Source organism: Paraburkholderia sp. A3BS-1L, assembly GCF_051125215.1.
Classification (GTDB): Bacteria; Pseudomonadota; Gammaproteobacteria; order Burkholderiales; family Burkholderiaceae; genus Paraburkholderia.
On sequence record NZ_CP120442.1, the window covers coordinates 450,030 to 474,432 of the forward strand.

Here is a 24,403-nt window from a genome sequence, read left to right on the forward strand (position 1 = left end):
AGTGACTGAAATGCAAGCGAGAGAAAACCTGGCGGCCGAAGCCGCCGATGCAGCGAAGAGCGTCGCGCACAGCGCCGCCGAAGCGCTGATTCCGAAGGCCAGCGACAAGCAGAAGTGGTGGCAGCAGATCACCGAGTACAGCCTCATCGTGATCTTCGCGATCATGTTCATCACGATGTCGCTGACCGTCGATCATTTCTTCTCGATCGAGAACATGCTTGGCCTCGCGCTGTCGATCTCGCAGATCGGCATGGTGGCCTGCACGATGATGTTCTGTCTCGCCTCGCGCGACTTCGATCTTTCCGTGGGCTCGACTGTCGCGTTCGCTGGCGTGCTCTGCGCGATGGTGCTCAACGCCACCAACAACACCTTCATCGCGATCGTTGCCGCCGTGGCCGCGGGGGCCGCGATCGGCTTCGTGAACGGCGCGGTGATCGCGTATCTGCGCATCAATGCGCTGATCACCACGCTCGCGACCATGGAGATCGTGCGCGGGCTCGGCTTCATCGTCTCGCATGGCCAGGCCGTGGGCGTGTCCTCCGACACCTTCATCGCCATGGGCACGGCATCGTTCTTCGGCGTGCAACTGCCGATCTGGGTCACGCTCGTGTGCTTCATCGTGTTCGGCGTGATGCTCAACCAGACCGTGTACGGGCGCAATACGCTCGCCATCGGCGGCAATCCGGAAGCTTCGCGGCTCGCGGGCATCAAGGTCGAGCGCACGCGCGTGTGGATCTTCCTGATCCAGGGCGCGGTGACGGCGCTTGCGGGCGTGATTCTGGCCTCGCGCATCACCTCTGGTCAGCCGAACGCGGCAGAAGGCTTCGAGCTGAACGTGATTTCCGCGTGCGTGCTGGGCGGCGTGTCGCTGCTCGGTGGCCGCGCGACGATCTCGGGCGTGGTGATCGGCGTGCTCATCATGGGCACGGTCGAGAACGTGATGAACTTGCTCAACATCGACGCGTTCTACCAGTACCTGGTGCGTGGCGCGATCCTGCTCGCGGCGGTGCTGCTCGACCAGTTGAAGAATCGCGGTGCGCGTGATTGAAGCCTGCGATCGGGCGATTAACTGAGCGATTAATCAGGAATCGATATGACAATGTCTTCCAGCAACGCGCATGAAGGCTATGCACGCTACCCGAGCCTCGCGGGCCGCGTGGTGTTGATAACGGGCGGTGCGACTGGCATCGGCGCCTCGTTCGTCGAGCACTTCGCCGCCCAGGGCGCGCGCGTGGCGTTCTTCGATATCGATGTGAGCGCGGGCCAGGCGCTGGCCGATACGCTCGGCGATTCGCGCCACAAGCCGCTCTTTCTCGCCTGCGACCTCACCGATATCGCCGCGCTGCGCGCGGCCATCGCCGATGTGAAAGCGGCACTCGGGCCCATCGAGGTGCTCGTGAACAATGCCGCGAATGACCGCCGGCATACGCTCGCCGAAGTCACGCCCGAGTCGTTCGACGCCGGGGTCGCCGTGAACTTGCGGCATCAACTTTTCGCGGTGCAGGCAGTAGCGGAGGACATGAAGGCCGCACGCGCGGGCTCGATCATCAACCTCGGCTCGATCAGCTGGATGCTCAAGCAGGCCGATCTGCCGGTCTACACGATGAGCAAATCGGCGGTGCAGGGGCTCACGCGCGGGCTCGCGAAAGACCTCGGGCAATACGGCATCCGCGTGAATTCGCTCTTGCCGGGCTGGGTGATGACCGAGAAGCAGCGGCGCCTGTGGCTCACCGACGAAGGGCGCGAGAACATCAAGCGCGGGCAATGCATCGACGCCGAACTGCTGCCCGAGGACCTCGCGCGCATGGCGCTTTTTCTGGCGGCCGACGACAGCCGCATGATCACCGCGCAGGAGATGGTGGTGGACGGAGGCTGGGCTTGAGCGCGAACCGAAGCGATCACCGAAGCGATCACGCAAAGGCACCGGACAACGCGTCGGCCGCGCTGCTGGTGGATGCGAAATGCGAGCTGGGCGAAGGCGCGACATGGTGCGCGCGCAGCGGCCGGCTGTATTGGACCGACATCGAAGGCAAGCGTTTGTGGCGCTACGACGTGCGCGAGGACCAGCACGTGACGTGGGCGATGCCGGAGCGCCTCGCCTGCTTCGCGCTTTGCGAGGACGCGCGCACGCTGCTGCTGGGCCTCGAGTCGCGGCTGGCGTTCTTCGACCTGGAAACGGGCGTGGTCGACACCATCGTCGAGGTCGAGCCCGGCGTGCCCACGCGCCTCAATGACGGGCGCTGCGACCGCGAGGGGCGTTTCGTGTTCGGCACGAAGTACGAGGCAACGCCGATGCAGGCAATCGGCGGGTTCTATCGTTTGAATCGCGACCTTACGCTCGAACGCCTGCCGTTGCCCGCGCCGGCGATTTCGAACAGCATCGCGTTCAGCCCCGACGGATCGACGATGTATTACTGCGATTCGCTCACGCGCAAGATCTGTGCGTGCGATTACAACGCGGGCGGTGTGGACGGGACGATTGCAAACCTGCGTGTCTTTACCACGCTGACGGACGAGACCGGCGTGCCGGACGGCTCGACCGTCGATGCAGAAGGCGGGTTGTGGAACGCGCAATGGGGCGGCGGGCGCGTGGTGCGCTACGGTGCGGATGGCGTGGAAACTACGCGCGTAAAGATTCCCACAGCGCAGCCTAGCTGCGTTACCCTCGGCGGAGTGTTGCTGGACACGCTTTATGTCACGAGCGCGCGTGCGGAAATGGAACCGGCGACGCTGGCGCGTGACCCGTATTCGGGCGGTGTCTTCGCAGTCCGAATCAGCCATGCGGGTCTTGTTGAGCCGCTGTTTCAAGGCGCTCGGCGCGCTTGATTGAAGGTATCGAGCGTTGCGCCGGAATCGCGCTGGAACCGTCTTGCAAGGTGGCCAGCGCGTGTAGACGCGTTGTAGTTCGGCAACAGAAAGCACCCGATAAAGAAAGAGCAGGGCGAACACAAGAAGCGGCCGCAGGACCCGTGCACGAGCAGGCAAGACGCGCGAGCACGGTGCCGGCAGGCCACCGGTGAGCCGCCTGTTGCGGCGGCGATCGATCATGCCTCTCGAGGAGCATCTCATGAGCGTTGCGAATTCCGCTGTGCGTCGGCCTGGCGCCTCGTCCGCCTCAACGGCTTCCGCCGTGTCACCTGCCGCTGCACGGCGTGCGCGGCTCGAAGCCGCCACCCATCCAGTCCTCGCGGGGCCGAGCACCTCGGCGGTGGCGATTGGTGCGGCAGGCACGGGCGACGTGGCCTGTGTGACGCTGGCGAACGCGTATCTGAGACTCGACGTCGCGCCGCAACTGGGCGGCGGCATCACGCGCTTCGACTGGCGCAGCGAAGGCGCGCTCGAGCCGGTATTCCGGCGCTGCGAGCGCGTGAACGCACGCATGGATCCGAACGAACTTGCGTGCTACCCGCTGCTGCCGTATTCGAATCGTATCGGCGCGGGGCGCTTTCAGTTTGGCGGACGGAAGATCGACGTGCCGCGCAATCGCGCGAGCGAGCCGTTGCCGATCCACGGCGATGGATGGCTCGCGCACTGGAGTATCGAGGAGGCCGATCGCGAGCGCGTGCGCCTCGTGCTCGATCGCAGTGACGGCGAGCCCTACGCCTATCGCGCCGTGCTCACCTATGCGCTCGACGGCGCGACGCTTGCGATGACGCTGGAAGTGGAGAACACGGGCCGCGAAGCGTTGCCGTTCGGCTTGGGCGTGCATCCGTTCCTTGCACGCGACGCGAGCACCGAGCTTTCCGCGCCCGCGAGCGGTCTGTGGCTATCGGGTGCCGACTGGCTGCCGGTGCGCCACGTACCCGCCCCGCCCGCGTGGCAGTTCGGCGTGGCGTATCCGTTGCCGGCGCAACTGGTGAACCACGCCTTCAGCGGCTGGAGCGGGCGCGCCGCCGTGGTCTGGGAACGCCGCCGGCTGTCGCTCTCGATCTGCGCGAACACCGACTATTACGTGCTCTACACGCCGCCTGGCGAGCGCTTCTTCTGCTTCGAGCCCGTCGATCATCCGATCAACGCGGTCAATCTCGAAGGCGGCGGCGGGGCGCATGGCATGACCGTGCTGGGTCACGGCGAGCGGCTCGTGCGGACGTTCAGCTTCACGGTCGAGCGCCTGGATATGCGCGCGGCAGCGAATCCGCACCGCGAGGGCGCGCGCGGGCGGTCCGGGGCACGAGGCGCGAAGGGTTCGCGCGGGCGGCGCGCGGCGGGCTGACGGTTGTTGACCGATGCCGCCGGGGCCGCGGTGTTTGTGGCGCGGCGCGATGCCGGCCGCCAAGCCGGGTAAAATACGCGCCGTTTTCCCTACACCGGCTCACCGCGAGTCTTCACCATGACTTCCTTTACTCAGACCCTCGGTGCCGCCTGGCAGCGCACCGGCTCGCTGCTGTGCGTCGGCCTCGACCCCGAGCCCACGAAATTCCCGGCCGCGCTGGCGGGCCGCAGCGACGCGATCTTCGAATTCTGCCGTGACATCGTCGATGCCACGGCGCCCTATGCGTGCTCGTTCAAGCCGCAAATCGCGTACTTTGCCGCGCATCGCGCCGAAGACCAGCTCGAGGCGCTGATCGCCCATATCCACGAGAAGCATCCGGGCCTGCCCGTGATCCTCGACGCCAAGCGCGGCGACATCGGCAGCACCGCCGAGCAGTACGCGCGCGAGGCGTTCGAGCGCTTCAAGGCCGATGCGGTGACGGTCAATCCCTATATGGGCTTCGACTCGATCGAGCCGTGGCTGGCGCATGAGGGCAAGGGCGTGATCGTGCTGTGCCGCACCTCGAACCCCGGCGGCTCCGATCTGCAATTCCTCACCGTCGATGGCAAGCCGCTCTACCAGATCGTGGCCTCGCTCGCGGCGCAAAAGTGGAACGCGAGCGGCGAGCTCGGCCTCGTGGTGGGCGCGACGTTCCCGAAGGAAATCGAGACGGTGCGCGCGCTCGTCGGTGACATGCCGCTGCTGATTCCCGGCATCGGCGCGCAAGGCGGCGACGTCGAAGCCACGGTGAAGGCGGGCCGCAGTGCCAATGGCACGGGCATGCTCATCAACTCGTCGCGCGCGATCATCTACGCGAGCAAGGGCGAGGATTATGCGCTTGCGGCTGCAAAGGCCGCGCAGGATACGCGCGACAAGATCAATGCGTATCGCTGATGCGGACGCGGACCGGCGCATGGAGCCGGTCCGCATCGGTGCTGTACGCTGAAGTCTGTATTCGGGCTTCCGGATATCAAGAAGTGTCCTTGTCTCTTTAAAATTTTTAAGAGCATTCTTATTAAAAGCCCAGCATTCCCTCAGTAATATCTGAGTCAACACGGGGCGAGATGTAGGAAGAGAGATTTCCTCCGTCGGGCAAACATCTCGTTCCCGGTCGACGAATGGCGATCGTCGCCAGTCAGGCGGCGGTGCAACGGAACACGCTGTAGGGAGCGTGTCGCGGATGGTTTAGGTCACCGTCTGCACATTTGGCAGGGCTTTTGCGGCGCATCCATGGGAGCGCCGCTTCTTTTTTTGTGCGCGGCTCAATCCTTTGAAGCTGCTGTCACCGCCGCCGGCTTTCTGAATAGCTCGATGATCGTGCGATGCAGCGGATATTTGTCGACGAGCGCATTCACATCCGCAATCTCGAACTCGCTGAACTCGAACCCCGGCGCCACCGTGCAGCCCACGAGCGCATACGTGGACGGGTCGCAGCAACGCGCCGCGAACCAGTGTCCCGCCGGCACCACGGCCTGAAAAACCGTGCCCGGATGGTCGAGCGCGTGGCCGAGCTTGCGTGTGGATAGCACGCCGCGCTGGTCGATCGAGTGAATCTCGATGGGCGAGCCCGCGTAGAAATGCCAGAGCTCGTCGGAGCGGATCCGGTGCCAGGTCGAGTAAGCGCCGTTCGCGAGGAGGAAGTAGATCGCGGTCGAGGCCGTGCGCGGGCCTTCGCTGGCCGGTGCGCCTTCGCGGCGGATCAACTTGTCCGAACGGTAGGTTTCGCTGTAGTAGCCGCCTTCAGGATGGGGTTCGAGCCCGAAGCGGCGGGTCAGTTCGTCGACGGGATTGCCGGCGCTGGCCAGTTCGGTTGACTTGACGGTAGTCATGGGTGCTGGGCTCCTTGTCGATTGCATGAAGCGGTTGGGTTCCCGTCGGGGCGGTTATCCGCGGGCGTCCAGCGTTCGACCCGGCCAGACGCTTCTAGCGCTCCTTCTCGTCGATCAGCGCAAGCAGCCCGCGCAGTGCGTGGGTGGCGGCCTGCACGCGGATCTGCTCGCGGTCGCCCTTGAAGACCAGCGTTGCGACGCTCGTGTGCAGCCGGTTGCTCCAGCCGAACGACACCATGCCGACCGGCTTTTCCGGCGTGCCGCCGCCCGGCCCGGCAATGCCCGTGATGGCGAGCGAAACTTGTGCCCGGCTGTTGCGCAGCGCGCCTTCGGCCATCGCGCGCGCGACCGGTTCGCTCACGGCGCCGTGTTTTTCGATGAGCTCGGCGGGCACGCCGATCATCTCCGTCTTTGCCTGATTCGAGTACGTGACGAAGCCGCGCTCGAACCAGCCGCTGCTGCCGGAAATATCGGTGATGGCCGTGGCGACCATGCCGCCGGTGCAGGATTCGGCCGTGGCGAGCATGAGCCGTGCGTCGCGCAGCTTGTTGCCGGCGCGAATGGCGAGTTGGTGAACGACGGAGTCGGTAGGCATGGGGAAATGTCCGTAGCGGTGTGCCGGTTTGTGTTTTTTCGAGTGTGGCTTCGGGGGGGCGGCGGCGTGCGCGGCCTCAGACCGACATGCGCCAGAGCGCGGTCACGAGCAGCGTGAAGAATGCGGCAATGAGGTCGTCGAGCATGATGCCGAAGCCGCCCGTGAAGCGCCGCTCGAAATAGCGGATGGGCGGCGGCTTCACCATGTCGAAGAAACGAAACACGACGAACGCCCAGAATTTGCCCATGAAGTCGATGGGCGTGATCATCAGCAGCACGAGCCAGAACGCGACGATTTCACCCCAGACGATGGCGGGCGGATCTTCGCTGCGCAGCATTTTCGCGGTGAACCCGGTGATGCCGATGCCGCCGAGGAAGCCCACGACGATCAACAGGCCCCAGTCGAGCACCGTGAAGTAGCGGTTGAGCACTTCGAAGGCGGCCCACGCGAAGAGGGTGCCGGCCGCGCCTGGCGCGAGCCGCGAGAGTCCGGCGCCGAAGCCGAGCGAGATCAGATGCAGCGGATGCGTGAGCATGAAGCGCGCGTCGGCGCGGCGGGATTCCGCGCTCGCGGCCGCGGCGCTCGCGCCGGCAGGGGCGGGCGGGCCGGCCGTCGCGAGTTTATCGACGGGCGAGGGCGTAGGGTCAGTCTGCATGAAAGTGGTCGAAGCCTTGCAACGTCAGGTTGAGCGGCGCACCCGAGGCGTCGCGCCACGTGATCGCGGGCGCGAGGGGCGATCCAGCCGTCTCGGATGAAGTGATTGTACCGATGCGCGTCACGCGTTCGCCGGCCTGTTGCGCCGCTGCCTCGACGGCCTCGCGCTGGGCTTGCGCTGCCGTGAAGCAGAGTTCGTAGTCGTCGCCGCCGGCCAGCGCGCATTGCAGTTGCAGCGCGCGCGGCAGGCGCGCGAGCGCGGCCGAGAGCGGCAGCGCGTCCACGTCGATCTCGGCATTCACGCGCGAGCGCTCGAGGATGTGCCGCAGGTCGCCCGCGAGGCCGTCGGAGATGTCGAGCGCCGCGCGCGCAACGCCCGCGAGCGCGAGGCCGAGCGCGACGCGCGGCTCGGGATATTCGAGCGCATGGCGAAAATGCGCGGCATCGGCGCGATCGATCGGCGTTTGCGGCCACTCTTCACGCAGCATGCCGAGACCCGCGCGGGCGTCGCCCGGCGTGCCCGACACCCAGATGTCGTCGCCGGGCCGGGCCGCGTCGCGCCGCAGGGCATCGTTCGGACGCACCGAGCCGAACACCGTGATGCATAGATTGAGCGGCCCCGCAGTGGTGTCGCCGCCGATCAATTCGCAGCCGTAGCGGTCGGCCAGCTCGAAAAGCCCGTGGCTGAACGCTTCGAGCCAGTCCTCGCGCGGCTTGGGCAGCGCGAACGCGAGCGTGAAGCCGAGCGGCGCGGCGCCCATCGCGGCGAGATCGGAGAGATTCACGGCGAGCGCCTTGTGGCCGAGCGCGCGAGGGTCGACATCGGGAAGAAAGTGACGGCCTTCCACGAGCATGTCCGTGGAGACGGCCAGCATCTCGCCGGCGGCGGGCGCGATCAGCGCGCAGTCGTCGCCGATGCCGAGCGCGGCGCGGCGCGTGTTCGTGCGTGCGCGTCGCGCGAAATAACGGTCGATCAGGGAAAACTCGGAAAGCATGACGAATGGTCTATGACGAATGACTTGGGTGGTCCGGCGCGAGCCGCGCCGGCAGGGGCGTTCCCCTCATTGCAGTCGCAGCAGGCGCGCCCGAACTGTAAGGAATGCCTTCAGGGATTGGCGCTACAATGCGATCGATCCAGATTTTGCCATTCTAGTCCGCACTCAAGGCCTGCCCGCCATGTCGAATTCCGCCACGAACAAGCTTCGCGAAGCCGCCCTCGACTATCACGAATTTCCTGCGCCGGGAAAGATCGCGATTGCGCCGACCAAGCAAATGATCAACCAGCGCGACCTCTCGCTCGCGTACTCGCCGGGTGTTGCGTTCGCGTGCGAGGCGATCGTCGAGAATCCGCTGAACGCCGCGCGCTTCACGGCGCGCAGCAACCTCGTGGGCGTCGTGTCGAACGGCACGGCCGTGCTCGGCCTCGGCAATATCGGGCCGCTCGCCTCGAAGCCGGTCATGGAAGGCAAGGCGGTGCTGTTCAAGAAGTTCGCCGGCATCGACGTGTTCGACATCGAGCTGAACGAGACGGACCCGCACAAGCTCGTGGACGTGATCGCCGCGCTCGAGCCCACCTTCGGCGGCATCAATCTGGAAGACATCAAGGCGCCGGAGTGCTTCATCGTCGAACGTGAAGCGCGCAAGCGCATGAAGATTCCGGTCTTCCACGACGACCAGCACGGCACGGCCATCGTGGTGGCGGCTGCGTTCACCAACGGCCTGAAGGTCGTGGGCAAGGACATCAAGCAGGTGAAGCTCGTGGCCTCGGGCGCGGGCGCGGCGGCGCTGGCGTGTCTCGACCTGCTCGTCGACCTCGGCTTGCCGCTCGAAAACATCTACGTGACCGATCTCGCGGGCGTGGTCTACAAGGGCCGCACCGAGCTGATGGATCCGGACAAGGAGCGCTTCGCACGCGAAACCAGCGCGCGCACGCTCGCCGAAGTAATCGAAGGGGCCGACATTTTCCTCGGCCTGTCCGCGGGCGGCGTGCTCAAGCAGGACATGGTCAAGCAGATGGCCGAGAAGCCGCTCATTCTCGCGCTCGCCAACCCCACGCCGGAAATCCTGCCGGAGCTCGCGCTCGAGGTGCGCCCGGACGCGGTGCTGGCCACGGGCCGCACGGATTACCCGAACCAGGTGAACAACGTCCTGTGCTTCCCGTTCATTTTCCGCGGCGCGCTCGACGTGGGCGCGACCACCATCACGCGCGAGATGGAAATCGCCGCCGTGAATGCGATCGCGGAACTGGCGCGCCAGGAGCAGAGCGATGTCGTGGCCACGGCTTACGGCATCCAGGACCTGCAATTCGGACCCGAATATCTGATTCCGAAGCCGTTCGATCCGCGCCTGATCGTGAAGATCGCGCCGGCCGTCGCCAAGGCCGCGATGGATTCGGGCGTGGCGACCCGTCCGATCGAGGACATGGATGCCTACATGCAGCACCTGCAGCAGTTCGTCTATCACAGCGGCACGACCATGAAGCCGATCTTCCAGCTCGCGCGCGCCGCCGAGCCGGGGAAGAAGCGCATCGTGTTCGCCGAAGGCGAAGAGGAGCGCATCCTGCGCGCGGTGCAGATCGTGGTCGACGAGAAACTCGCGACGCCCATCCTGATCGGCCGTCCGGCAGTGATCGAGGAGCGCATCGCGCGCTACGGGCTGCGTCTGGTCGCGGGGCACGACTACACGGTCGTCAACACCGACCACGACGCGCGCTATCGCGACTTCTGGCAGAGCTACGCGAAGCTCATGGCGCGCAAGGGCATCACGCAGCAAATGGCGAAGCTCGAAATGCGCCGCCGCACCACGCTGATCGGCTCGATGCTGGTGGAAAAGGGCGAGGCTGACGGCATGCTCTGCGGCACGGTCAGCACGACGCACCGCCATTTGCACTTCATCGATCAAGTGATCGGGAAGAAGGAGGGCTGCAACGTCTACGCGGCGATGAACGCGCTGGTGCTGCCGAACCGGCAGATTTTCATCGTCGACACGCACGTGAACGTCGACCCGACGCCCGAGCAGCTTGCCGAAATCACCATCATGGCGGCGGAGGAAGTGCGCCGCTTCGGCATCGAGCCGAAGGTCGCGCTGTGCTCGCATTCGAACTTCGGCTCGAGCCTCGCGCCGTCGGCGCAGAAGATGCGCGATCTGCTGGAGATTCTCAAGGAGCGCGCGCCGGACCTCCAGGTGGACGGCGAGATGCATGGCGACGTCGCGCTCGACGCGAACTTGCGCCGCGAGATCCTGCCGGATTCGACGCTCGAGGGCGACGCGAACCTGCTCATCATGCCGAACATCGATGCGGCGAACATTTCGTACAACCTGCTGAAGACGGCGGCGGGCAACAACATCGCCATTGGCCCGATGCTGCTCGGCGCGGCCAAGCCGGTGCACGTCCTGACTGCTTCGGCCACCGTGCGCCGGATCGTCAACATGACCGCGCTGCTGGTCGCCGATGTGAACGCCACGCGTTAAGTTTTCCGCGTCGGGTTTTCGTCAAGCCGTATCTCCGCGGCTTTGGGTTTTACACCGGCGGCGCTGCTCGCCGCCGGTATTCCGGCGCCCTTTAGGCCGATGTCCGGCCGCGTGCCGGGACCCTCTCCGTAATTGTAAAATTTACCAGCTGGCCGCTTGTGCGCGGTCAAGCCCTGTTTGTCGTCGCCGGTGCGAGATTGCTTCCAGGGTCCATTAGCGATACCCTTACATCTTTAATGGTCGTCGAACGCGTGATCCGAGAGGCAGGAATCCAAAGATGGTACGTATAGGACTGCCTGCTGTTTCAACGCTCGAAAACACTGCTGCATTGGCCGAGTCGGTACATGTAAGTCATTGTTTTGACGGGAGTTTCGGGCGTCGTTCGCGCGGTATTCAGCGGTTGGCATCCGTTGCGTCGGCAGCGTTTCTGGCGGCGGCGCTGGTGTGCTCGCAAGGCGCCGTGGCGCGCGCTCAGGCGCCGGACGATGCCGGAGCATCGGGGGTGTCGTCAGGCACCGTGAGCGTGGGCGAATTGCCGCGCGAAGCGGTCAATACACTCGGTCTGGTTGCCGAAGGCGGGCCTTATCCGTTTGAGAAGGATGGCATCGTGTTCGGCAATTACGAGCAGCAGTTGCCGAAGCATCGGCGCGGTTATTACCACGAATACACTGTCCCGACGCCCCGAGCACACAACCGCGGCGCGCGGCGCATTGTCTGCGGCGGTCCGCTCAGGCGCACGGACAACTGCTACTACACCGACGACCACTACGCCAGTTTTAAGCGAATTGTTGAATGACACCGGGAAAAGCGGCATGAGCGATAACACTTACGCGCACGACCCGCGGGTCGCGAGCGATCTGTTCGCGTCCGGCGAGGGCAACCTGTTCCAGCGCGTTATGCAGATGCATCACGACGACCAGCAGCGCGAAGCCGCGCGCAGGGGTGAGGCAAATTCATCGAACGAGGAGGCCATGGACCTGTTTGCGACCGTGCGGCCAAATATCGTCCAGTCGATCCGTGCGTTCCGCGTGCAGGATCTCGCCGACGAGGCGCAGCGGCTGCAACAGCATTTCCTCTATGCGTATTGCGCCAGTGCGCAGACCAAGCAGGAAGTGCTCGAAACCATTGCTACATCGTTTCTGTTTCCGAAGCATTTCGGGAAGAACTACGATGGCTTGTACGACTGCCTGACCGATCTGGTGCAAAAAGCTGGTGAGCAACCCGGTTTTGTGATCGTGCTCGATGGCCTGCCGATCGCGCAGAAGTTCGACAAAGACGGGCGCGAGACGCTGCTCGACGTGTTCCGCGAAGCTTCGGAGTACTGGGGCGAGCGCAAGGTGCCGTTCCGCGTCTTTTATTCGTTCGCCTGAGCGATGCGTGGCGTTTTGACGGCGCTGCTGGCCAATTCGTCTGCTATCTGAATATCGTCGCATTCTCGCGACAAAAATACGCAGGCCCGCCGCATGATCCCATGCAGCGGGCCTTGTCATTTTTACCAGCCACCCCAGCGCGCGGCCAGCGCCGCGAGCACGGCGATGCCTGCCGTCTCGGTGCGCAGGATGCGGGGCCCGAGCCCCACGGCGATAAAGCCGTGATCGAGCGCCGCCGCTTCTTCGGGCGATGAGAACCCGCCTTCGGGGCCGACCAGCACCGTGATCTCGCCTTGCGGCGGGGTGTTGGGCAGGGTGGCGAACGAGACGTTCGCGCGCGGCGAAAGCAGCACGCGCAACTCGCCTTCGGCGGGCGTTTTGGGCAATGAGCCGAGCCAGGTGCCGATTTCGCGGGTGGCGGCGACTTCGGGCATGCGGTTGCGTCCGCATTGCTCGCACGACGCCTGGACGATGCGCTGCCAGTGAACCTGGCGGCGCACTGCGCGTTCGCCCACGAGGCGCACGACGCTGCGCGAGGTGGTGAGCGGCACGAAGTTCGTCGCGCCCAGCTCGACAGCCTTTTCGATCAGCCAGTCCATCTTGTCGCTGCCGGCAATGCCTTGCGCGAGCGTGAGCCGGTACGGCGGCTCGGTCTCGACGTCGCGGAACGGGCCTACGCGCACTTGTGTGTCGCGGCGCTCCATGGAGATGATTTCGGCACTGTATTCACCTCCCACGCCGTTGAACAGCACGATCGTGTCGCCGGGCTGCAGCCGCAGCACCTGAACGTGTCGCGTCACTTCATCCGGGAGAGTGAAGACGTCGCCGGACTGCAGGGAGTTTCCGACGAAAAAACGGGGCATAAGACAAGTTCTCATTGCTTCATGACAGATGGCGAGCAAGCGCCCAGCGGTAGCCGTCGAGGTCTTCGACCTGAGCAAAACGGTCACCCCAGAATTGGTCCTGCGGCTCGCTCAACGATTTCGCGCCAGCGTCCAGCGCTCGCGCATACACCGCGTCGACATTGTCGACGTAAAGGTAAAAGGATTGGGGGGCGACCGCGTTCGCGCTCTTCGGCGTGCGCGCCGTCGAACCGAAGGCACCCTCCGGCGCGAACATCACGATCAGCTGATCGTGATACGTCATTTCCACATGCATGACCGCACCGTCGTCTTCCACGCAATCGCGCACCGCAAAACCGAACGCCGCCCGAAAAAATTCGATTGCGTCGCGCGCGTCGCGCACCGTCAGATACGGCGTCAGCCACGGCACGCCTGCGGGGCGGGGTGGGGTCATCGGATATCTCCAGATTCGGGTTGAGGGACGAGCGGGTTGTTGGAGGCTGTCTGGGTCGGATGGCACGCGAAAATGTGATGAACGCTGCGATTCTCCAACGTTGCGCATCCTAAATCTGCAGGAATTGGCCTAGTTTGTCGCGGGAGAACCGGAGCGCCGTCAGGCGCGCTGCGCGCGGGCGTGCGGCTTACAACCACGCCCCGGACGTTGGCGGGCGCGTGTGTGCGTGTCGGGAAAACCTTACGGCGTATCGGGGAGGGGCGAAGGAGGCGCGGCAAGGTCAAGGTGGTATCGAGCGACGGGAGCGTCGGTGAAACGGGGGCTGGTAGTGCATTCGGCCCAGCCCATGCAGCGTGCGCACAAAACCGGCGAGCGCAATGTCGGCGTCACGTTACAAATGAATATAAATCGGGCCTGATTGGGGCGTAAATCAGGGCAGTAGCCACATTATACGGGCAGCCGGCAGGGCGACCGCGGTCTCGCGGCGCGCATCAGGTGCGATGAAAGGTAACCGGGGCGGGTCTGCCGCCGATTTCGGGGCAGTGGCGTACATCGCCGGGTCCTGCAGCCAGGGAAAATCCGCACGATCTGTTAGAATATCGCCCTTTGCAGCCCTGTCCATTTGCTCTGGCCGTTTGCGTCTTACTGGCGCCGCATCGCGCGCCGCAGCGAACATTTCTGCCGAGCTTCCGGAACCGTGCGCTGCCGCGCGAACGCTGCTGAATGCAGCCGCCCAAGCCGTTTTTGCCCTCGTTCCCCGGACTCGACATGACGACCTCGTCCTCCCCCGCTACCACTCAATTGATGGCCAATGCGATTCGCGCGTTGTCCATGGACGCCGTTCAGCAAGCGAACTCCGGTCACCCCGGCATGCCCATGGGCATGGCGGAGATCGCTGTCGCGCTGTGGTCGCGTCATCTGCGCCACAACCCGGCCAACCCGCACTGGAGCGACCGCGACCGTTTCGTGCTGTCGAACGGCCACGGCTCGATGCTGCTGTACTCGCTGCTGCACCTGACCGGCTACGACCTGCCGATGGCGGAACTGAAGAACTTCCGTCAACTGCACTCGAAGACGCCGGGCCACCCGGAATTCGGCATCACGCCGGGCGTCGAGACCACTACGGGCCCGCTTGGCCAGGGTATTGCGAACGCGGTCGGCATGGCGCTGGCTGAAGCGCTGCTCGCTGCCGAATTCAACAAGGCGGACGCGAAGATCGTCGATCACCACACCTACGTGTTCCTCGGCGACGGTTGCCTGATGGAAGGCATCTCGCACGAAGCCTGCTCGCTCGCCGGCACGCTCAAGCTGAACAAGCTGATCGCGCTCTACGACGACAACGGCATCTCGATCGACGGCGACGTGGTCAACTGGTTCCACGACAACACGCCCGAGCGCTTCGAAGCCTACGGCTGGAACGTGATCCCGCACGTGGACGGCCACGACGTGGACGCCGTCGACGCAGCCATCCAGAAGGCGAAGGCCTCGGACAAGCCCACGCTGATCTGCTGCAAGACCATCATCGGCAAGGGCGCGCCCACCAAGCAGGGCGGCCACGACGTGCACGGCGCGGCGCTCGGCGGCGAAGAAATCGCAAAGTGGCGCGAAGCCGCGGGCTGGAAGTGGGAGCCGTTCACGCTGCCGCAGGAAGTCTACGCAGACTGGGACGCCAAGGCTGCCGGCGCGAAGTTCGAAGCCGCGTGGAACGATTCGTTCGCCGCGTACCAGTCGAAGTACCCGGCCGAAGCCGCGGAGTTCACGCGCCGCATGGCCGGCAAGCTGCCCGCCGACTGGGCGCAGAAGGCTGCCCAGATCATCGCCGGCGCGGATTCGCGCAAGGAAACCGTCGCTACGCGCAAGGCCTCGCAGCAAGCCATCGAAGGGCTTGCCGCGGTGCTGCCGGAACTGCTCGGCGGCTCGGCTGACCTGACCGGCTCGAACCTCACCAACTGGAAGGCCTCGAAGCCCGTGCGCGCGCCGAAGGCGGGCGAGACTGGCATTCAGTGGGGCAACCACATCAACTACGGCGTGCGCGAGTTCGGCATGAGCGCGGCGCTCAACGGCCTCACGCTGCACGGCGGCTACAAGCCGTTCGGCGGCACCTTCCTGACGTTCTCGGATTACAGCCGCAACGCGCTGCGCGTGGCCGCGCTGATGAAGTGCCCGTCGATCTTCGTGTTCACGCACGACTCGATCGGCCTTGGCGAAGACGGCCCGACGCACCAGTCGATCGAGCAGGTCGCGAGCCTGCGCCTGATCCCGAACATGACGCTCTGGCGTCCGGCCGACACCGTCGAAACCGCGGTGGCCTGGACCGAGTCGATTGCCCACCATGGCCCGTCGAGCCTCGTGTTCAGCCGCCAGAACCTCGCGTTCAACGAGCGCACCGATGCGCAGATCGCCAACATCGCGAAGGGCGGCTACGTGCTCAAGGACTGGAACGACGATATTCCGAGCCGCAAGATCATCCTGATCGCGACGGGCTCGGAAGTCGAACTGGCGATGAAGGCCGTCGAAGCGCTGCAGCGCGAAGGCATTGGCGCACGCGTGGTGTCCATGCCGTCCACCAACGTGTTCGACAAGCAAGACGCCGAATACAAGGAGCGCGTGCTGCCCAAGGGCGTGCGCCGCGTCGCGATCGAAGCCGGCGTGACCGACTTCTGGCGCAAGTACGTGGGCCTCGAAGGCGGCGTGGTCGGCATCGACACGTTCGGCGAATCGGCTCCGGCAGGCGTGCTGTTCAAGCACTTCGGCTTCACGGTCGAACACGTTGTCGCGACGGCCAAGGCTGCGCTGGACAACTAAGTATTGCTATACGGCCCGCCTTGCGCGGGCCTTTTGCTGTACGCGCCATAGCGCCTGCAGCAGCAGCACCAGAATTTTTACTCATCAGGAGATGAACCATGACGATCCGCGTCGCTATCAACGGCTACGGCCGCATTGGCCGTAACACGCTTCGCGCGTTCTACGAGAACGGCAAGAAGCACGACATCCAGATCGTTGCGATCAACGACCTCGGTGATGCGAAGACCAACGCGCATCTGACGCAATACGACACCGCGCACGGCAAGTTCCCGGGTGAAGTTTCGGTGGACGGCGACTACCTCGTCGTGAACGGCGACAAGATCCGCGTGCTGGCCAACCGCAACCCGGCCGAGCTGCCGTGGGGCGAGCTGGGTGTCGACGTCGTGATGGAATGCACGGGCTTTTTCACGACCAAGGAAAAGGCCAGCGCCCACCTGAAGGGCGGCGCGAAGAAGGTGATCATCTCGGCGCCGGGCGGCAAGGACGTCGACGCAACGATCGTCTACGGCGTGAACCACAACGTGCTGAAGGCCGAGCACACGGTCATCTCGAACGCATCTTGCACGACCAACTGCCTGGCGCCGCTCGTCAAGCCGCTGAACGACAAGATCGGCCTCGAAACCGGCCTGATGACGACGATCCACGCGTACACGAACGACCAGGTCCTGACCGACGTGTACCACGAAGACCTGCGCCGCGCGCGTTCGGCCACGCAAAGCCAGATCCCGACGAAGACGGGCGCGGCTGCGGCAGTCGGCCTCGTGCTGCCGGAACTGAACGGCAAGCTGGACGGCTACGCGATCCGCGTCCCGACCATCAACGTGTCGGTCGTCGATCTGTCGTTCATCGCCAAGCGCGACACGACGGTTGAAGAAGTCAACGCGATCATGAAGGAAGCTTCGGAAGGCGCGCTCAAGGGCATCCTCGGCTACAACGACGCACCGCTGGTTTCGATCGACTTCAACCACAACCCGGCATCGTCGACGTTCGACGCCACGCTGACGAAGGTCTCGGGCCGTCTCGTGAAGGTGTCGAGCTGGTACGACAACGAGTGGGGCTTCTCGAACCGCATGCTGGACACGGCGGTTGCGCTCGCGAACGCGAAGTAAGTCTGCTTGTATTGCCGTGCCACCGGGCCTCGCGGTCCGGTGCGCGCGACGAAAAAACCGCCCATCGACTGGGCGGTTTTTTTTCGCCCTTATTTTTCAGCGTCGATGGCGGGCGCAGGAGTGGGAAAAGGAGCGGGAACAGCAGCGGGTGCGGGCGGCCTCGGGAAATAGACGCCCGCACGCTGGGCGGCATTGGCGATGTGAGCCTCGATGGCCGCACCCGCCGCGGCACCGTCACGCGCCTTGAGCGCCGCCACGATCAGGCTGTGTTCCCGATGCGTGGAGAGCACGAGCTCGCGCCGGTAGAACGGCATGCGCTGGCTCTCTTTCATGATGTCGGCGCTGTTGCGCAGGATCGATTCGATTGCCGCATTGCCCGCGAGATTCACGATGCGCATATGGAATTCGAAGTCCAGTTGCGCGGCTTCGTCGAGTTCGTCGCAGGCGAGTGCTTCGTGGAGGGTGTCGGTGTTGTGCTCCAGCCAGGCGATATCGATGTCGCTGATCGCGAGCGCCGCCATGCGCGCGGCGAAGCCTTCGAGCGCGTAGCGCATCTGGTAGGTGTCGGGCAGCGACGACTGGTCGGAAAAACGCCACGGGTGAGCACTCGTGGCCTGCGCGCTCGTGACGTAGACGCCCTTGCCCGCGCGGATCGACAGCATGCCGAGCGCTTCGAGCGTGGAGAGCGCCTCGCGCAGCGACGCGCGGCTGATCGCCAGCTCCTCGGAGAGTTGCCGCTGGGCGGGCAGCAGGCTGCCGACCGGGTACAGGCCAGCTTCGATCCGGGTGCGGATCGTGGCAATGGCGGCATCGGTGACGGTGTGCGGAACGTTCTTCATCGGACGGCTCGGAACCCTCGCGTGGTCTGACCGGTATTGTAGTCTTGAGCAGCGGGCTGGGCAGGCGACACAAGGGTAAACACCGCGCAGCGCATTCTTGACTCCAGTATATCGGCTTTCTACTATTTGCCATAACAGTACTGGTCAGACCAGTAAGAACAGTTGCCCGCTCCCCCCTGCTCGAAGGAGAAAGTCGTGACGAAGTTCCTCAATTCGCTGTTTGGCCGCGTAGTGATTGCCCTTGTGCTGGGCATCGTCGTCGGCGCGGTATTTCCCCATTTCGCCCAATCCCTGCGGCCGCTCGGCGACGGCTTTCTCAAGCTCATCAAGATGGTGATCGGCCCCATCGTGTTCTGCGTGGTGGTGAGCGGCATGGCGCACGCGGGCGATCTGAAGAAAGTGGGGCGGGTCGGTCTGAAGTCGGTGGTCTACTTCGAGATCATGACGACCATCGCGCTCCTGATCGGCGCTGTGCTCGCGTACGCCACGCGTCCGGGCGCCGGCATGAACGTGGACCTGCATTCGCTCGACGCGGCCTCGCTCGCGACCTACACCGAGCATGCCAAGAGCCTGAAGGACACGGCGGGCTTTCTGCTGAAGATCATTCCCGACACGGCGTTCGATGCATTCGCGAAGGGCGATATCCTGCAGATCCTCGTGTTTTCGGTGCTGTTCGGCAGTGCGCTCTCGCTGCTCGGCCCGAAGGCCCAGCGCGTGAACGTGCTCATCGACGAGCTCTCGCAGGTGTTCTTCCGCGTGATGGGCTTCATCATCAAGCTCGCACCGCTCGGCGTGCTCGGCGCGATCGCGTTCACGACCGGCACTTACGGCGTGGCTTCACTCAAGCAACTCGGCTTTCTCGTGGTCGTGTTCTACGCGAGCTGCATCGTGTTCGTCGCAGTCGTGCTCGGCATTGTGATGCGCCTCGCGGGCTTCAACGTATTCAAGCTGATCCGCTATCTGCGTGAAGAACTGTCGATCGTGCTCGGCACTGCATCGTCTGACGCCGTGCTGCCGCAGATCATGCGCAAGCTCGAATGGATGGGCGTGAAGGATTCCACCGTCGGCCTCGTGATTCCGACCGGCTATTCGTTCAATCTCGACGGCTTCTCGATCTATCTCACGCTCGCGGTGATCTTCATCGCGCAGGCCACCAATACGCCGCTTTCGGTGCACGACCTGATCGTGGTGGTGCTCGTGTCGCTCATCACGTCCAAGGGCGCGCACGGCATTCCGGGCTCGGCAATCGTGATTCTCGCCGCCACGCTGTCCGCGATTCCCGCGATTCCCGTGCTCGGCCTCGTGCTGATTCTGCCGGTGGACTGGTTTGTCGGCATCGCCCGCGCGCTCACGAACCTGATCGGCAACTGCGTTGCCACGGTGGTGGTCGCGGTGTGGGAGCGTGACATCGACAAGGCGCGTGCGAAGCGCGTGCTCGACCTCGAGCCGGGCTACCTGTACGTGCCGGCGGGCGAGGACGATGCTGCCGAGGACGCTTCGGCGCTCGGCGGCAAGCCTGCCCACGCGCTTTGAAGCCGCGCACTGGCTTTTGAATAAGGAGCACGCATGAAAACCCTGCTGCTGGAACCTTTGACGCGCGAGGCTTTCGCGCCATTCGGCGACGTGATCGCACTCGACGGCGCGCGTCATTTCCCGATCAACGGCGGCACCACCGAACGCTTTCACGATCTGGCGTCGATCGATACATGCGAGGCCGGCGGCCGGCCCATCGTCAGCGTATTTCGCGCCCAGCCGCGCGCCTGGCCGGTCGAGATCTCGATGATGGAGCGGCATCCGCTGGGCAGCCAGGCGTTCGTGCCGCTCGGCGAGGTGCGCTACGCCGTGGTCGTCGCGCCGGCGGGCGAACTCGATCCGACGCAACTGCGCGCGTTCTGGGTCGAGGGCGGGCAGGGCGTCAATTATGCGAAAGGCGTCTGGCACCACCCGCTGCTCGCGTTCGACCGCGTGAGCGATTTTCTCGTAGTCGACCGTGGCGGCCAGCAGCCGAATTGCGATGAGGTGGCGCTGGATGGGGTCTGGCGGCTCGAGCATGCGACCGAGGCTGCCGCGCTTGCCTGAGTTCCGGCGCAGCGGCAATGCGCCCTCGGGACAAGGCTGGGTCCCGCGGCGCACGCGCTAAATCGCACCAGCCTCAACGCTTCTCAAAATCTCCGCGCCAAACAAAAACACCACAGCAGGTCTTGCTGTGGTGTTTTTGTTGATGCGTGCGGGTCGGGTTCCCCGCCCCGCGACCGCGCGCGGCCCGCTCAGTGCTTGCGGTGCGGGCAATTTTCCTTCGTGCACGCGCCGTACAGCGCGAGTGCATGCTCCTGCAGCTTGAAGCCACGTTCGTTAGCAATTGATTGCTGGCGCTTTTCGATTTCGGGGTCGAAGAATTCCTCGACGAGGCCACAATCGAGGCATACGAGATGGTCGTGGTGGCTGCCTTCGTTGAGTTCGAAGACGGCCTTGCCCGATTCGAAGTTGCTGCGGGTCAGCAGGCCCGCCTGCTCGAATTGCGTGAGCACCCGGTAAACCGTGGCAAGGCCGATGTCGAGCTCTTCGTTCAGCAGGTTGCGGTACACGTCTTCGGCGGTGAGGTGACGCACGGCGCTATGCTGAAAAATCTCCAGGATCTTCAGGCGAGGCAGTGTCGCCTTGAGGCCGATGTTCTTGAGATCGGTTGGATTGGTCATGACGATAAGTCCCTGGAGTACAATGCTGGGTTCTTATGTTAACGGGTTTTTGCCGTCCCGGGCATTTTTGGCGGAACTCAAACGAACGTCTACAGGATACGCGCGGCTTCGCGACAAGCCCGCACGGTGAGGGAAATGATTCCAGAATTCACAACGATGGGCCGCCGCCTGAGCGGCCGCCGCGTGGCGTGCACCCTGCTGGCTGCGGCCGCGTTCGCAACGCTCGCCGGTTGCAGTACTTATGACAGCGTGACCCAGCGTTTTGCCCAAAGCATCACGCCGTATCGCATCACCATCGTGCAGGGCAACTTCGTCTCGAAGGAAGCCGCCGCGCAGATGCATGCGGGCATGTCGCGCGCTGAAGTCAAGCAATTGCTCGGTACGCCGCTCCTGACCGACATGTTCCATTCGAATCGCTGGGACTACGTCTTCTACTTCAAGCGGGGCTCGACCGCCGTGGTCCAGCAGCGCGACTTCGTCGTGATGTTCGAGGGCGACCGCGTGGCGAGCTGGTCGGGCGGCGAAGATCTGCCGTCGAATCTCGAATTGCTGGCCGAAATCGACGGCGACAAATCGGGCAAGAAGGTCAAGGCCGTCGCGGCTGCGCCGGCTTCGGGTGCATCGGCGCCTGCGGCCGCGCAGGCCTCGGCCTCTAGCGCCACGGGCCCGACTGTCGGCGACACGGCGCGCACGCCGTCCTCGGAACTCGGCACCGCGACCTCGCAATTGCCGCTCGACGCGAACGCACAGGCCGCCGCAGCCGCGAATCGCGCTACGGAAGCGGTGCAGATGCCTTCGAGCCTGACGCCGTCGGTGCGTGCGGGCACGCCGACTTCGTCCGCGCTGCCGCAGGGCGTGGGCACGATGCCGTCGCAGATTCAGTTGCAGCGCAAGCCGATGCCGCAGATCCAGGGCGTGCCGCCGACGAATCCCGTGGGCCCGGTCCCGGGCGCACAGGGCACCGGCGATACCGAGTCGAATCCGCTGCCGCCGTCGCAGAACGCCCCGCTCACCGCGCCGCCCGCGAATTCGACGTCGGGATCGGGCGGCTGATGTCGCTGCGGGCCGACTCGGGTCGATCCGCAGCGATTCGGCTCGGGTGACTCGGGTAATACAAGGGCCTGGCCACGCGCCAGGCATTCCATCGGCGGCTTCGGGCCGCCGTGCTTTTTGGCAATGCCTCCGCCTCGGCGGTGCGTCTGCTTGATCGCTGCACGGTCATCGACGGGTTTGCGCTGGCGGGGCTGCCGGTTTCACGTTCGCAGGAAGAGCCATGAAAATCGCAATCGCCGGAGCATCGGGCCGCATGGGCCACATGCTCATCGAAACGGTCCTGAATACCCCCGAAATCACGCTTTCGGGCGCGCTCGAACACAAGGGCTCGGCCGCCATCGGCAAGGACGCGGGCGCGTTCCTCGGCAAGGAAACCGGCGTGCACATCACCGACGACATCGAGCAGGTCTTTGCGCAAAGCGACTGCCTGATCGACTTCACACGCCCCGAAGGCACGCTCGTCCATCTGGAGGCCGCGCAGCGCCACGGCGTGAAAATGGTGATCGGCACGACGGGTTTTGACGCGCAGCAAAAGGCCCAGCTCGGCGCCGCCGCGCAGAAGATCGGCATCGTGTTCGCGGCCAACATGAGCGTGGGCGTGAACGTCACGCTCAAGCTGCTCGAATACGCGGCGCGCTTTTTCGAGACCGGTTACGACATCGAGATCATCGAGGCGCACCATCGCCATAAGGTCGATGCGCCCTCGGGCACCGCGCTTGCGATGGGCGAAGCCGTGGCGCGTGCGCTCGGGCGCGATCTCGACGACTGCGCAGTGTACGGCCGTCATGGCGTGACCGGCGAGCGCGATCCTTCGACGATCGGCTTTTCGGCGATTCGCGGCGGTGACATCGTGGGCGACCATACCGTGCTGTTTGCGGGCATCGGCGAGCGCATCGAGATCACGCACAAGTCGTCGAACCGCCAGTCTTACGCGCAAGGCAGCTTGCGCGCCGCGCGCTTTCTGCAGGACAAGCCCACGGGCCTGTACGATATGCAGGACGTGCTCGGCTTGCGCTGAGCGACATTGGCGCGTGTGGCGCCGCGTGCGCGCCGCGCGGGGCCGGCAACAGCAGGCAAGTGACACGGAGGCAGGCGAGATTCAATGGCAGCGAGTACTGGGGTCATCCACTATCTGCAGACGAGCGACGCGGTTACGCACGCCGTGGCGTGGGTGCTGCTGGCCATGTCGATTGCGAGCTGGTGCTTTCTGCTGGTGAAGAGCTGGGTGCTGGTGCGCGCGAAGCGTCAGGGGCCTCGCGCGGTCGCGCGGTTCTGGCAGGCGCATTCGCTTGCTGACGGTGTGAGCGCAATGCGCGCGCTCGACCGCGAGCGCGTGTTCCTGCCGCTTGCCGAGGCGGCGCTCGCCTGCGCCGAGGCCGACACGACCGGTGCGCTGCTCGCGCGCGTGGATCGCGGCGAACGCGTGCTGCGGGTGCTGCGCGGCGCGCTCCAGGCGTCGCAGCGGCGGCTCGAGTTCGGGCAAGTGCTGCTGGCCTCGGTGGGCAGCACGGCGCCTTTCGTCGGCTTGCTCGGCACGGTCTGGGGCATCTATCACGCGCTCGGCAGCATTGCGACGAGCGGCCAGGCGATGATCGAAAACGTGGCCGGGCCCGTGGGCGAGGCGCTCATCATGACGGCGTTCGGCCTTGTGGTGGCGATTCCCGCGGTGCTCGCCTATAACGTGCTGGGCCGCCTCGCGCGCCAGCTCGGCGACGATCTCGACGGGTTCGCGCACGATCTGCATGCCTGGGCCTGCGCGCCCGAGGGTGCCGCGCCGCGCCGCGAAGGCGCGCAAGGCGTGCCGCGCGAAGACGTGCGCGCCGGATCGTTCTGATCCGCTCATCGGCTGGACTGCCCGGCCGGCAACCCGCGAGGAACGACGCACATGGCATTTGGCGGACTCGAGAATAAGCGCGACTCGGCGCCGATGGCCGATATCAACATGACACCGCTCATCGACGTCATGCTCGTGCTGCTCGTCATCTTCATCATTACGGCGCCGCTCTTCACCCACGCCATCCGGCTCGATCTGCCGCAAGTCGCGGCTGCGCCCGTGCAGCAGACGCCGCAGACCGTCACGCTCTCCATCGACGCAACGGGCAAGCTCTACTGGAATGCGCAGCGCATTTCGCTCGACGAGCTGCGCACGCGCTTCACCGCCGCGGGCAAGGCGCCCGAGGCGCAGCAGCCCGAACTGCATTTGCGCGCCGCGCGCGAAACGCGTTATGAAGTGATCGCCCAGGTCATGGGCGCCGCGCAGCAGGCCGGGCTCGCGCGCATCGGCTTCGTGACCGAGCCGCCGTCCGGTCAGCACTGAGCGGCCAGCACCGAGTCCTCGCCAGCCGGGCCGGCCGGCCCGGAATCCCGCCATGCGAAGCGGCAGCGGAAAGCGCGGCCAACTCGACGGTATAATCATCGTTTCCCTGAAAAAAGC

Annotated in this window: 24 protein-coding genes; 16 read left to right on the forward strand and 8 right to left on the reverse strand. The window is 65.0% G+C overall.

What is annotated here, in order from left to right; all coding sequences use genetic code 11:
• The first annotated feature begins 10 nt into the window (after nt 1-10).
• The 5 genes from araH to pyrF all read left to right on the forward strand — a co-directional run bounded on the left by araH (nt 11) and on the right by pyrF (nt 5,146).
• On the forward strand, nt 11-1,048 hold the full coding sequence (gene araH / locus P5W99_RS02030; protein ID WP_421022975.1) for an L-arabinose ABC transporter permease AraH: 1,038 nt from the start codon (nt 11-13) through the stop codon (nt 1,046-1,048).
• 45 nt (nt 1,049-1,093) lie between these two features.
• Nucleotides 1,094-1,882: an SDR family NAD(P)-dependent oxidoreductase gene (locus P5W99_RS02035; protein WP_421042583.1), complete on the forward strand. Its 789-nt coding sequence runs from the start codon at nt 1,094-1,096 to the stop codon at nt 1,880-1,882.
• Nucleotides 1,879-2,826 carry an SMP-30/gluconolactonase/LRE family protein gene (locus P5W99_RS02040; RefSeq protein WP_421042582.1) on the forward strand — a complete coding sequence of 316 codons (948 nt, stop codon included), beginning with the start codon at nt 1,879-1,881 and terminating at the stop codon, nt 2,824-2,826. Before P5W99_RS02035 ends, P5W99_RS02040 begins: the two co-directional genes overlap by 4 nt.
• A 241-nt stretch (nt 2,827-3,067) precedes the next feature.
• Nucleotides 3,068-4,213, forward strand: coding sequence for an aldose 1-epimerase (locus P5W99_RS02045; RefSeq protein WP_421042581.1), 1,146 nt, complete (start codon nt 3,068-3,070; stop codon nt 4,211-4,213).
• Between the two features lie 117 nt (nt 4,214-4,330).
• On the forward strand, nt 4,331-5,146 hold the full coding sequence (pyrF, locus tag P5W99_RS02050) for an orotidine-5'-phosphate decarboxylase (protein WP_421042580.1): 816 nt from the start codon (nt 4,331-4,333) through the stop codon (nt 5,144-5,146).
• 368 nt (nt 5,147-5,514) lie between these two features.
• Here pyrF and P5W99_RS02055 read toward each other — a convergent pair whose 3' ends face one another.
• The 4 genes from P5W99_RS02055 to thiL all read right to left on the reverse strand — a co-directional run bounded on the left by P5W99_RS02055 (nt 5,515) and on the right by thiL (nt 8,325).
• A complete protein-coding gene (locus tag P5W99_RS02055; protein ID WP_421042578.1) occupies nt 5,515-6,081 on the reverse strand; it encodes a cupin domain-containing protein in 567 nt (188 codons plus the stop codon).
• A gap of 94 nt (nt 6,082-6,175) precedes the next feature.
• Entirely contained in the window at nt 6,176-6,676 is a 501-nt protein-coding gene (locus tag P5W99_RS02060; protein ID WP_421042577.1) for a CinA family protein, read from the reverse strand.
• Between the two features lie 76 nt (nt 6,677-6,752).
• A complete protein-coding gene (locus P5W99_RS02065; RefSeq protein ID WP_421042576.1) occupies nt 6,753-7,331 on the reverse strand; it encodes a phosphatidylglycerophosphatase A family protein in 579 nt (192 codons plus the stop codon).
• Nucleotides 7,321-8,325, reverse strand: coding sequence for a thiamine-phosphate kinase (thiL, locus tag P5W99_RS02070; protein ID WP_421042575.1), 1,005 nt, complete (start codon nt 8,323-8,325; stop codon nt 7,321-7,323). The genes P5W99_RS02065 and thiL overlap by 11 nt, the downstream gene beginning before the upstream one ends.
• A gap of 181 nt (nt 8,326-8,506) precedes the next feature.
• Between thiL and P5W99_RS02075 the strand changes: the two genes are divergently transcribed.
• The 3 genes from P5W99_RS02075 to P5W99_RS02085 all read left to right on the forward strand — a co-directional run bounded on the left by P5W99_RS02075 (nt 8,507) and on the right by P5W99_RS02085 (nt 12,171).
• On the forward strand, nt 8,507-10,801 hold the full coding sequence (locus P5W99_RS02075) for an NADP-dependent malic enzyme (protein ID WP_421042574.1): 2,295 nt from the start codon (nt 8,507-8,509) through the stop codon (nt 10,799-10,801).
• Nucleotides 10,802-11,129: 328 nt separating this feature from the next.
• Nucleotides 11,130-11,597: a ribonuclease gene (locus tag P5W99_RS02080; protein WP_421073480.1), complete on the forward strand. Its 468-nt coding sequence runs from the start codon at nt 11,130-11,132 to the stop codon at nt 11,595-11,597.
• Between the two features lie 16 nt (nt 11,598-11,613).
• On the forward strand, nt 11,614-12,171 hold the full coding sequence (locus P5W99_RS02085) for a barstar family protein (protein WP_421022991.1): 558 nt from the start codon (nt 11,614-11,616) through the stop codon (nt 12,169-12,171).
• 122 nt (nt 12,172-12,293) lie between these two features.
• Here the strand turns inward: P5W99_RS02085 and P5W99_RS02090 are convergent, their stop codons facing one another.
• The gene (locus P5W99_RS02090; protein ID WP_421022992.1) at nt 12,294-13,034 is read right to left on the reverse strand and encodes a 16S rRNA (uracil(1498)-N(3))-methyltransferase; all 741 of its coding nucleotides are present in this window, start codon (nt 13,032-13,034) and stop codon (nt 12,294-12,296) included.
• A gap of 19 nt (nt 13,035-13,053) precedes the next feature.
• Nucleotides 13,054-13,467, reverse strand: a complete 414-nt coding sequence (locus P5W99_RS02095; RefSeq protein WP_421042573.1) for a VOC family protein — start codon at nt 13,465-13,467, stop codon at nt 13,054-13,056.
• Between the two features lie 723 nt (nt 13,468-14,190).
• On the opposite strand from P5W99_RS02095, the gene tkt reads away from it, so the two are divergent.
• Nucleotides 14,191-16,272: a transketolase gene (gene tkt, locus P5W99_RS02100; protein WP_421042572.1), complete on the forward strand. Its 2,082-nt coding sequence runs from the start codon at nt 14,191-14,193 to the stop codon at nt 16,270-16,272.
• Nucleotides 16,273-16,370: 98 nt separating this feature from the next.
• Entirely contained in the window at nt 16,371-17,381 is a 1,011-nt protein-coding gene (gene gap, locus P5W99_RS02105) for a type I glyceraldehyde-3-phosphate dehydrogenase (RefSeq protein ID WP_421042571.1), read from the forward strand.
• An 89-nt stretch (nt 17,382-17,470) separates the two neighbouring features.
• Here gap and P5W99_RS02110 read toward each other — a convergent pair whose 3' ends face one another.
• Nucleotides 17,471-18,220, reverse strand: a complete 750-nt coding sequence (locus tag P5W99_RS02110; RefSeq protein ID WP_421042570.1) for a FadR/GntR family transcriptional regulator — start codon at nt 18,218-18,220, stop codon at nt 17,471-17,473.
• A 195-nt stretch (nt 18,221-18,415) separates the two neighbouring features.
• Here P5W99_RS02110 and P5W99_RS02115 point away from each other — a divergent pair, with 195 nt between their 5' ends.
• Entirely contained in the window at nt 18,416-19,753 is a 1,338-nt protein-coding gene (locus P5W99_RS02115; RefSeq protein WP_421073481.1) for a C4-dicarboxylate transporter DctA, read from the forward strand.
• Nucleotides 19,754-19,786: 33 nt separating this feature from the next.
• Entirely contained in the window at nt 19,787-20,299 is a 513-nt protein-coding gene (locus P5W99_RS02120) for an ureidoglycolate lyase (protein WP_421042568.1), read from the forward strand.
• A gap of 188 nt (nt 20,300-20,487) precedes the next feature.
• On the opposite strand, the gene fur is transcribed toward P5W99_RS02120, so the two are convergent.
• Complete coding sequence (fur, locus tag P5W99_RS02125; protein ID WP_035534104.1) at nt 20,488-20,916, reverse strand: ferric iron uptake transcriptional regulator; 429 nt, start codon at nt 20,914-20,916, stop codon at nt 20,488-20,490.
• Nucleotides 20,917-21,051: 135 nt separating this feature from the next.
• Between fur and P5W99_RS02130 the strand changes: the two genes are divergently transcribed.
• The 4 genes from P5W99_RS02130 to P5W99_RS02145 all read left to right on the forward strand — a co-directional run bounded on the left by P5W99_RS02130 (nt 21,052) and on the right by P5W99_RS02145 (nt 24,286).
• Nucleotides 21,052-21,969 (forward strand): outer membrane protein assembly factor BamE, encoded by a 918-nt coding sequence (locus P5W99_RS02130; RefSeq protein WP_421042567.1) that lies wholly within the window; start codon nt 21,052-21,054, stop codon nt 21,967-21,969.
• Between the two features lie 220 nt (nt 21,970-22,189).
• Entirely contained in the window at nt 22,190-22,987 is a 798-nt protein-coding gene (gene dapB / locus P5W99_RS02135; RefSeq protein ID WP_421042566.1) for a 4-hydroxy-tetrahydrodipicolinate reductase, read from the forward strand.
• Between the two features lie 84 nt (nt 22,988-23,071).
• Nucleotides 23,072-23,803, forward strand: coding sequence for a MotA/TolQ/ExbB proton channel family protein (locus tag P5W99_RS02140; RefSeq protein WP_421023001.1), 732 nt, complete (start codon nt 23,072-23,074; stop codon nt 23,801-23,803).
• A 51-nt stretch (nt 23,804-23,854) separates the two neighbouring features.
• A complete protein-coding gene (locus P5W99_RS02145) occupies nt 23,855-24,286 on the forward strand; it encodes an ExbD/TolR family protein (RefSeq protein ID WP_421023002.1) in 432 nt (143 codons plus the stop codon).
• Nucleotides 24,287-24,403 lie beyond the last annotated feature (117 nt).

What these genes read in the sequence shown, in the direction of transcription:
- araH (WP_421022975.1), top strand. Translation starts at nt 11, where the DNA reads ATGCAAGCGAGAGAAAACCTGGCGGCCGAAGCCGCCGATGCAGCGAAG.
- P5W99_RS02035 (WP_421042583.1), top strand. Translation starts at nt 1,094, where the DNA reads ATGACAATGTCTTCCAGCAACGCGCATGAAGGCTATGCACGCTACCCG.
- P5W99_RS02045 (WP_421042581.1), top strand. Translation starts at nt 3,068, where the DNA reads ATGAGCGTTGCGAATTCCGCTGTGCGTCGGCCTGGCGCCTCGTCCGCC.
- pyrF (WP_421042580.1), top strand. Translation starts at nt 4,331, where the DNA reads ATGACTTCCTTTACTCAGACCCTCGGTGCCGCCTGGCAGCGCACCGGC.
- P5W99_RS02055 (WP_421042578.1), bottom strand. Translation starts at nt 6,081, where the DNA reads ATGACTACCGTCAAGTCAACCGAACTGGCCAGCGCCGGCAATCCCGTC.
- P5W99_RS02060 (WP_421042577.1), bottom strand. Translation starts at nt 6,676, where the DNA reads ATGCCTACCGACTCCGTCGTTCACCAACTCGCCATTCGCGCCGGCAAC.
- P5W99_RS02065 (WP_421042576.1), bottom strand. Translation starts at nt 7,331, where the DNA reads ATGCAGACTGACCCTACGCCCTCGCCCGTCGATAAACTCGCGACGGCC.
- thiL (WP_421042575.1), bottom strand. Translation starts at nt 8,325, where the DNA reads ATGCTTTCCGAGTTTTCCCTGATCGACCGTTATTTCGCGCGACGCGCA.
- P5W99_RS02075 (WP_421042574.1), top strand. Translation starts at nt 8,507, where the DNA reads ATGTCGAATTCCGCCACGAACAAGCTTCGCGAAGCCGCCCTCGACTAT.
- P5W99_RS02085 (WP_421022991.1), top strand. Translation starts at nt 11,614, where the DNA reads ATGAGCGATAACACTTACGCGCACGACCCGCGGGTCGCGAGCGATCTG.
- P5W99_RS02090 (WP_421022992.1), bottom strand. Translation starts at nt 13,034, where the DNA reads ATGCCCCGTTTTTTCGTCGGAAACTCCCTGCAGTCCGGCGACGTCTTC.
- P5W99_RS02095 (WP_421042573.1), bottom strand. Translation starts at nt 13,467, where the DNA reads ATGACCCCACCCCGCCCCGCAGGCGTGCCGTGGCTGACGCCGTATCTG.
- tkt (WP_421042572.1), top strand. Translation starts at nt 14,191, where the DNA reads ATGCAGCCGCCCAAGCCGTTTTTGCCCTCGTTCCCCGGACTCGACATG.
- gap (WP_421042571.1), top strand. Translation starts at nt 16,371, where the DNA reads ATGACGATCCGCGTCGCTATCAACGGCTACGGCCGCATTGGCCGTAAC.
- P5W99_RS02110 (WP_421042570.1), bottom strand. Translation starts at nt 18,220, where the DNA reads ATGAAGAACGTTCCGCACACCGTCACCGATGCCGCCATTGCCACGATC.
- P5W99_RS02120 (WP_421042568.1), top strand. Translation starts at nt 19,787, where the DNA reads ATGAAAACCCTGCTGCTGGAACCTTTGACGCGCGAGGCTTTCGCGCCA.
- fur (WP_035534104.1), bottom strand. Translation starts at nt 20,916, where the DNA reads ATGACCAATCCAACCGATCTCAAGAACATCGGCCTCAAGGCGACACTG.
- P5W99_RS02130 (WP_421042567.1), top strand. Translation starts at nt 21,052, where the DNA reads ATGATTCCAGAATTCACAACGATGGGCCGCCGCCTGAGCGGCCGCCGC.
- dapB (WP_421042566.1), top strand. Translation starts at nt 22,190, where the DNA reads ATGAAAATCGCAATCGCCGGAGCATCGGGCCGCATGGGCCACATGCTC.
- P5W99_RS02140 (WP_421023001.1), top strand. Translation starts at nt 23,072, where the DNA reads ATGGCAGCGAGTACTGGGGTCATCCACTATCTGCAGACGAGCGACGCG.
- P5W99_RS02145 (WP_421023002.1), top strand. Translation starts at nt 23,855, where the DNA reads ATGGCATTTGGCGGACTCGAGAATAAGCGCGACTCGGCGCCGATGGCC.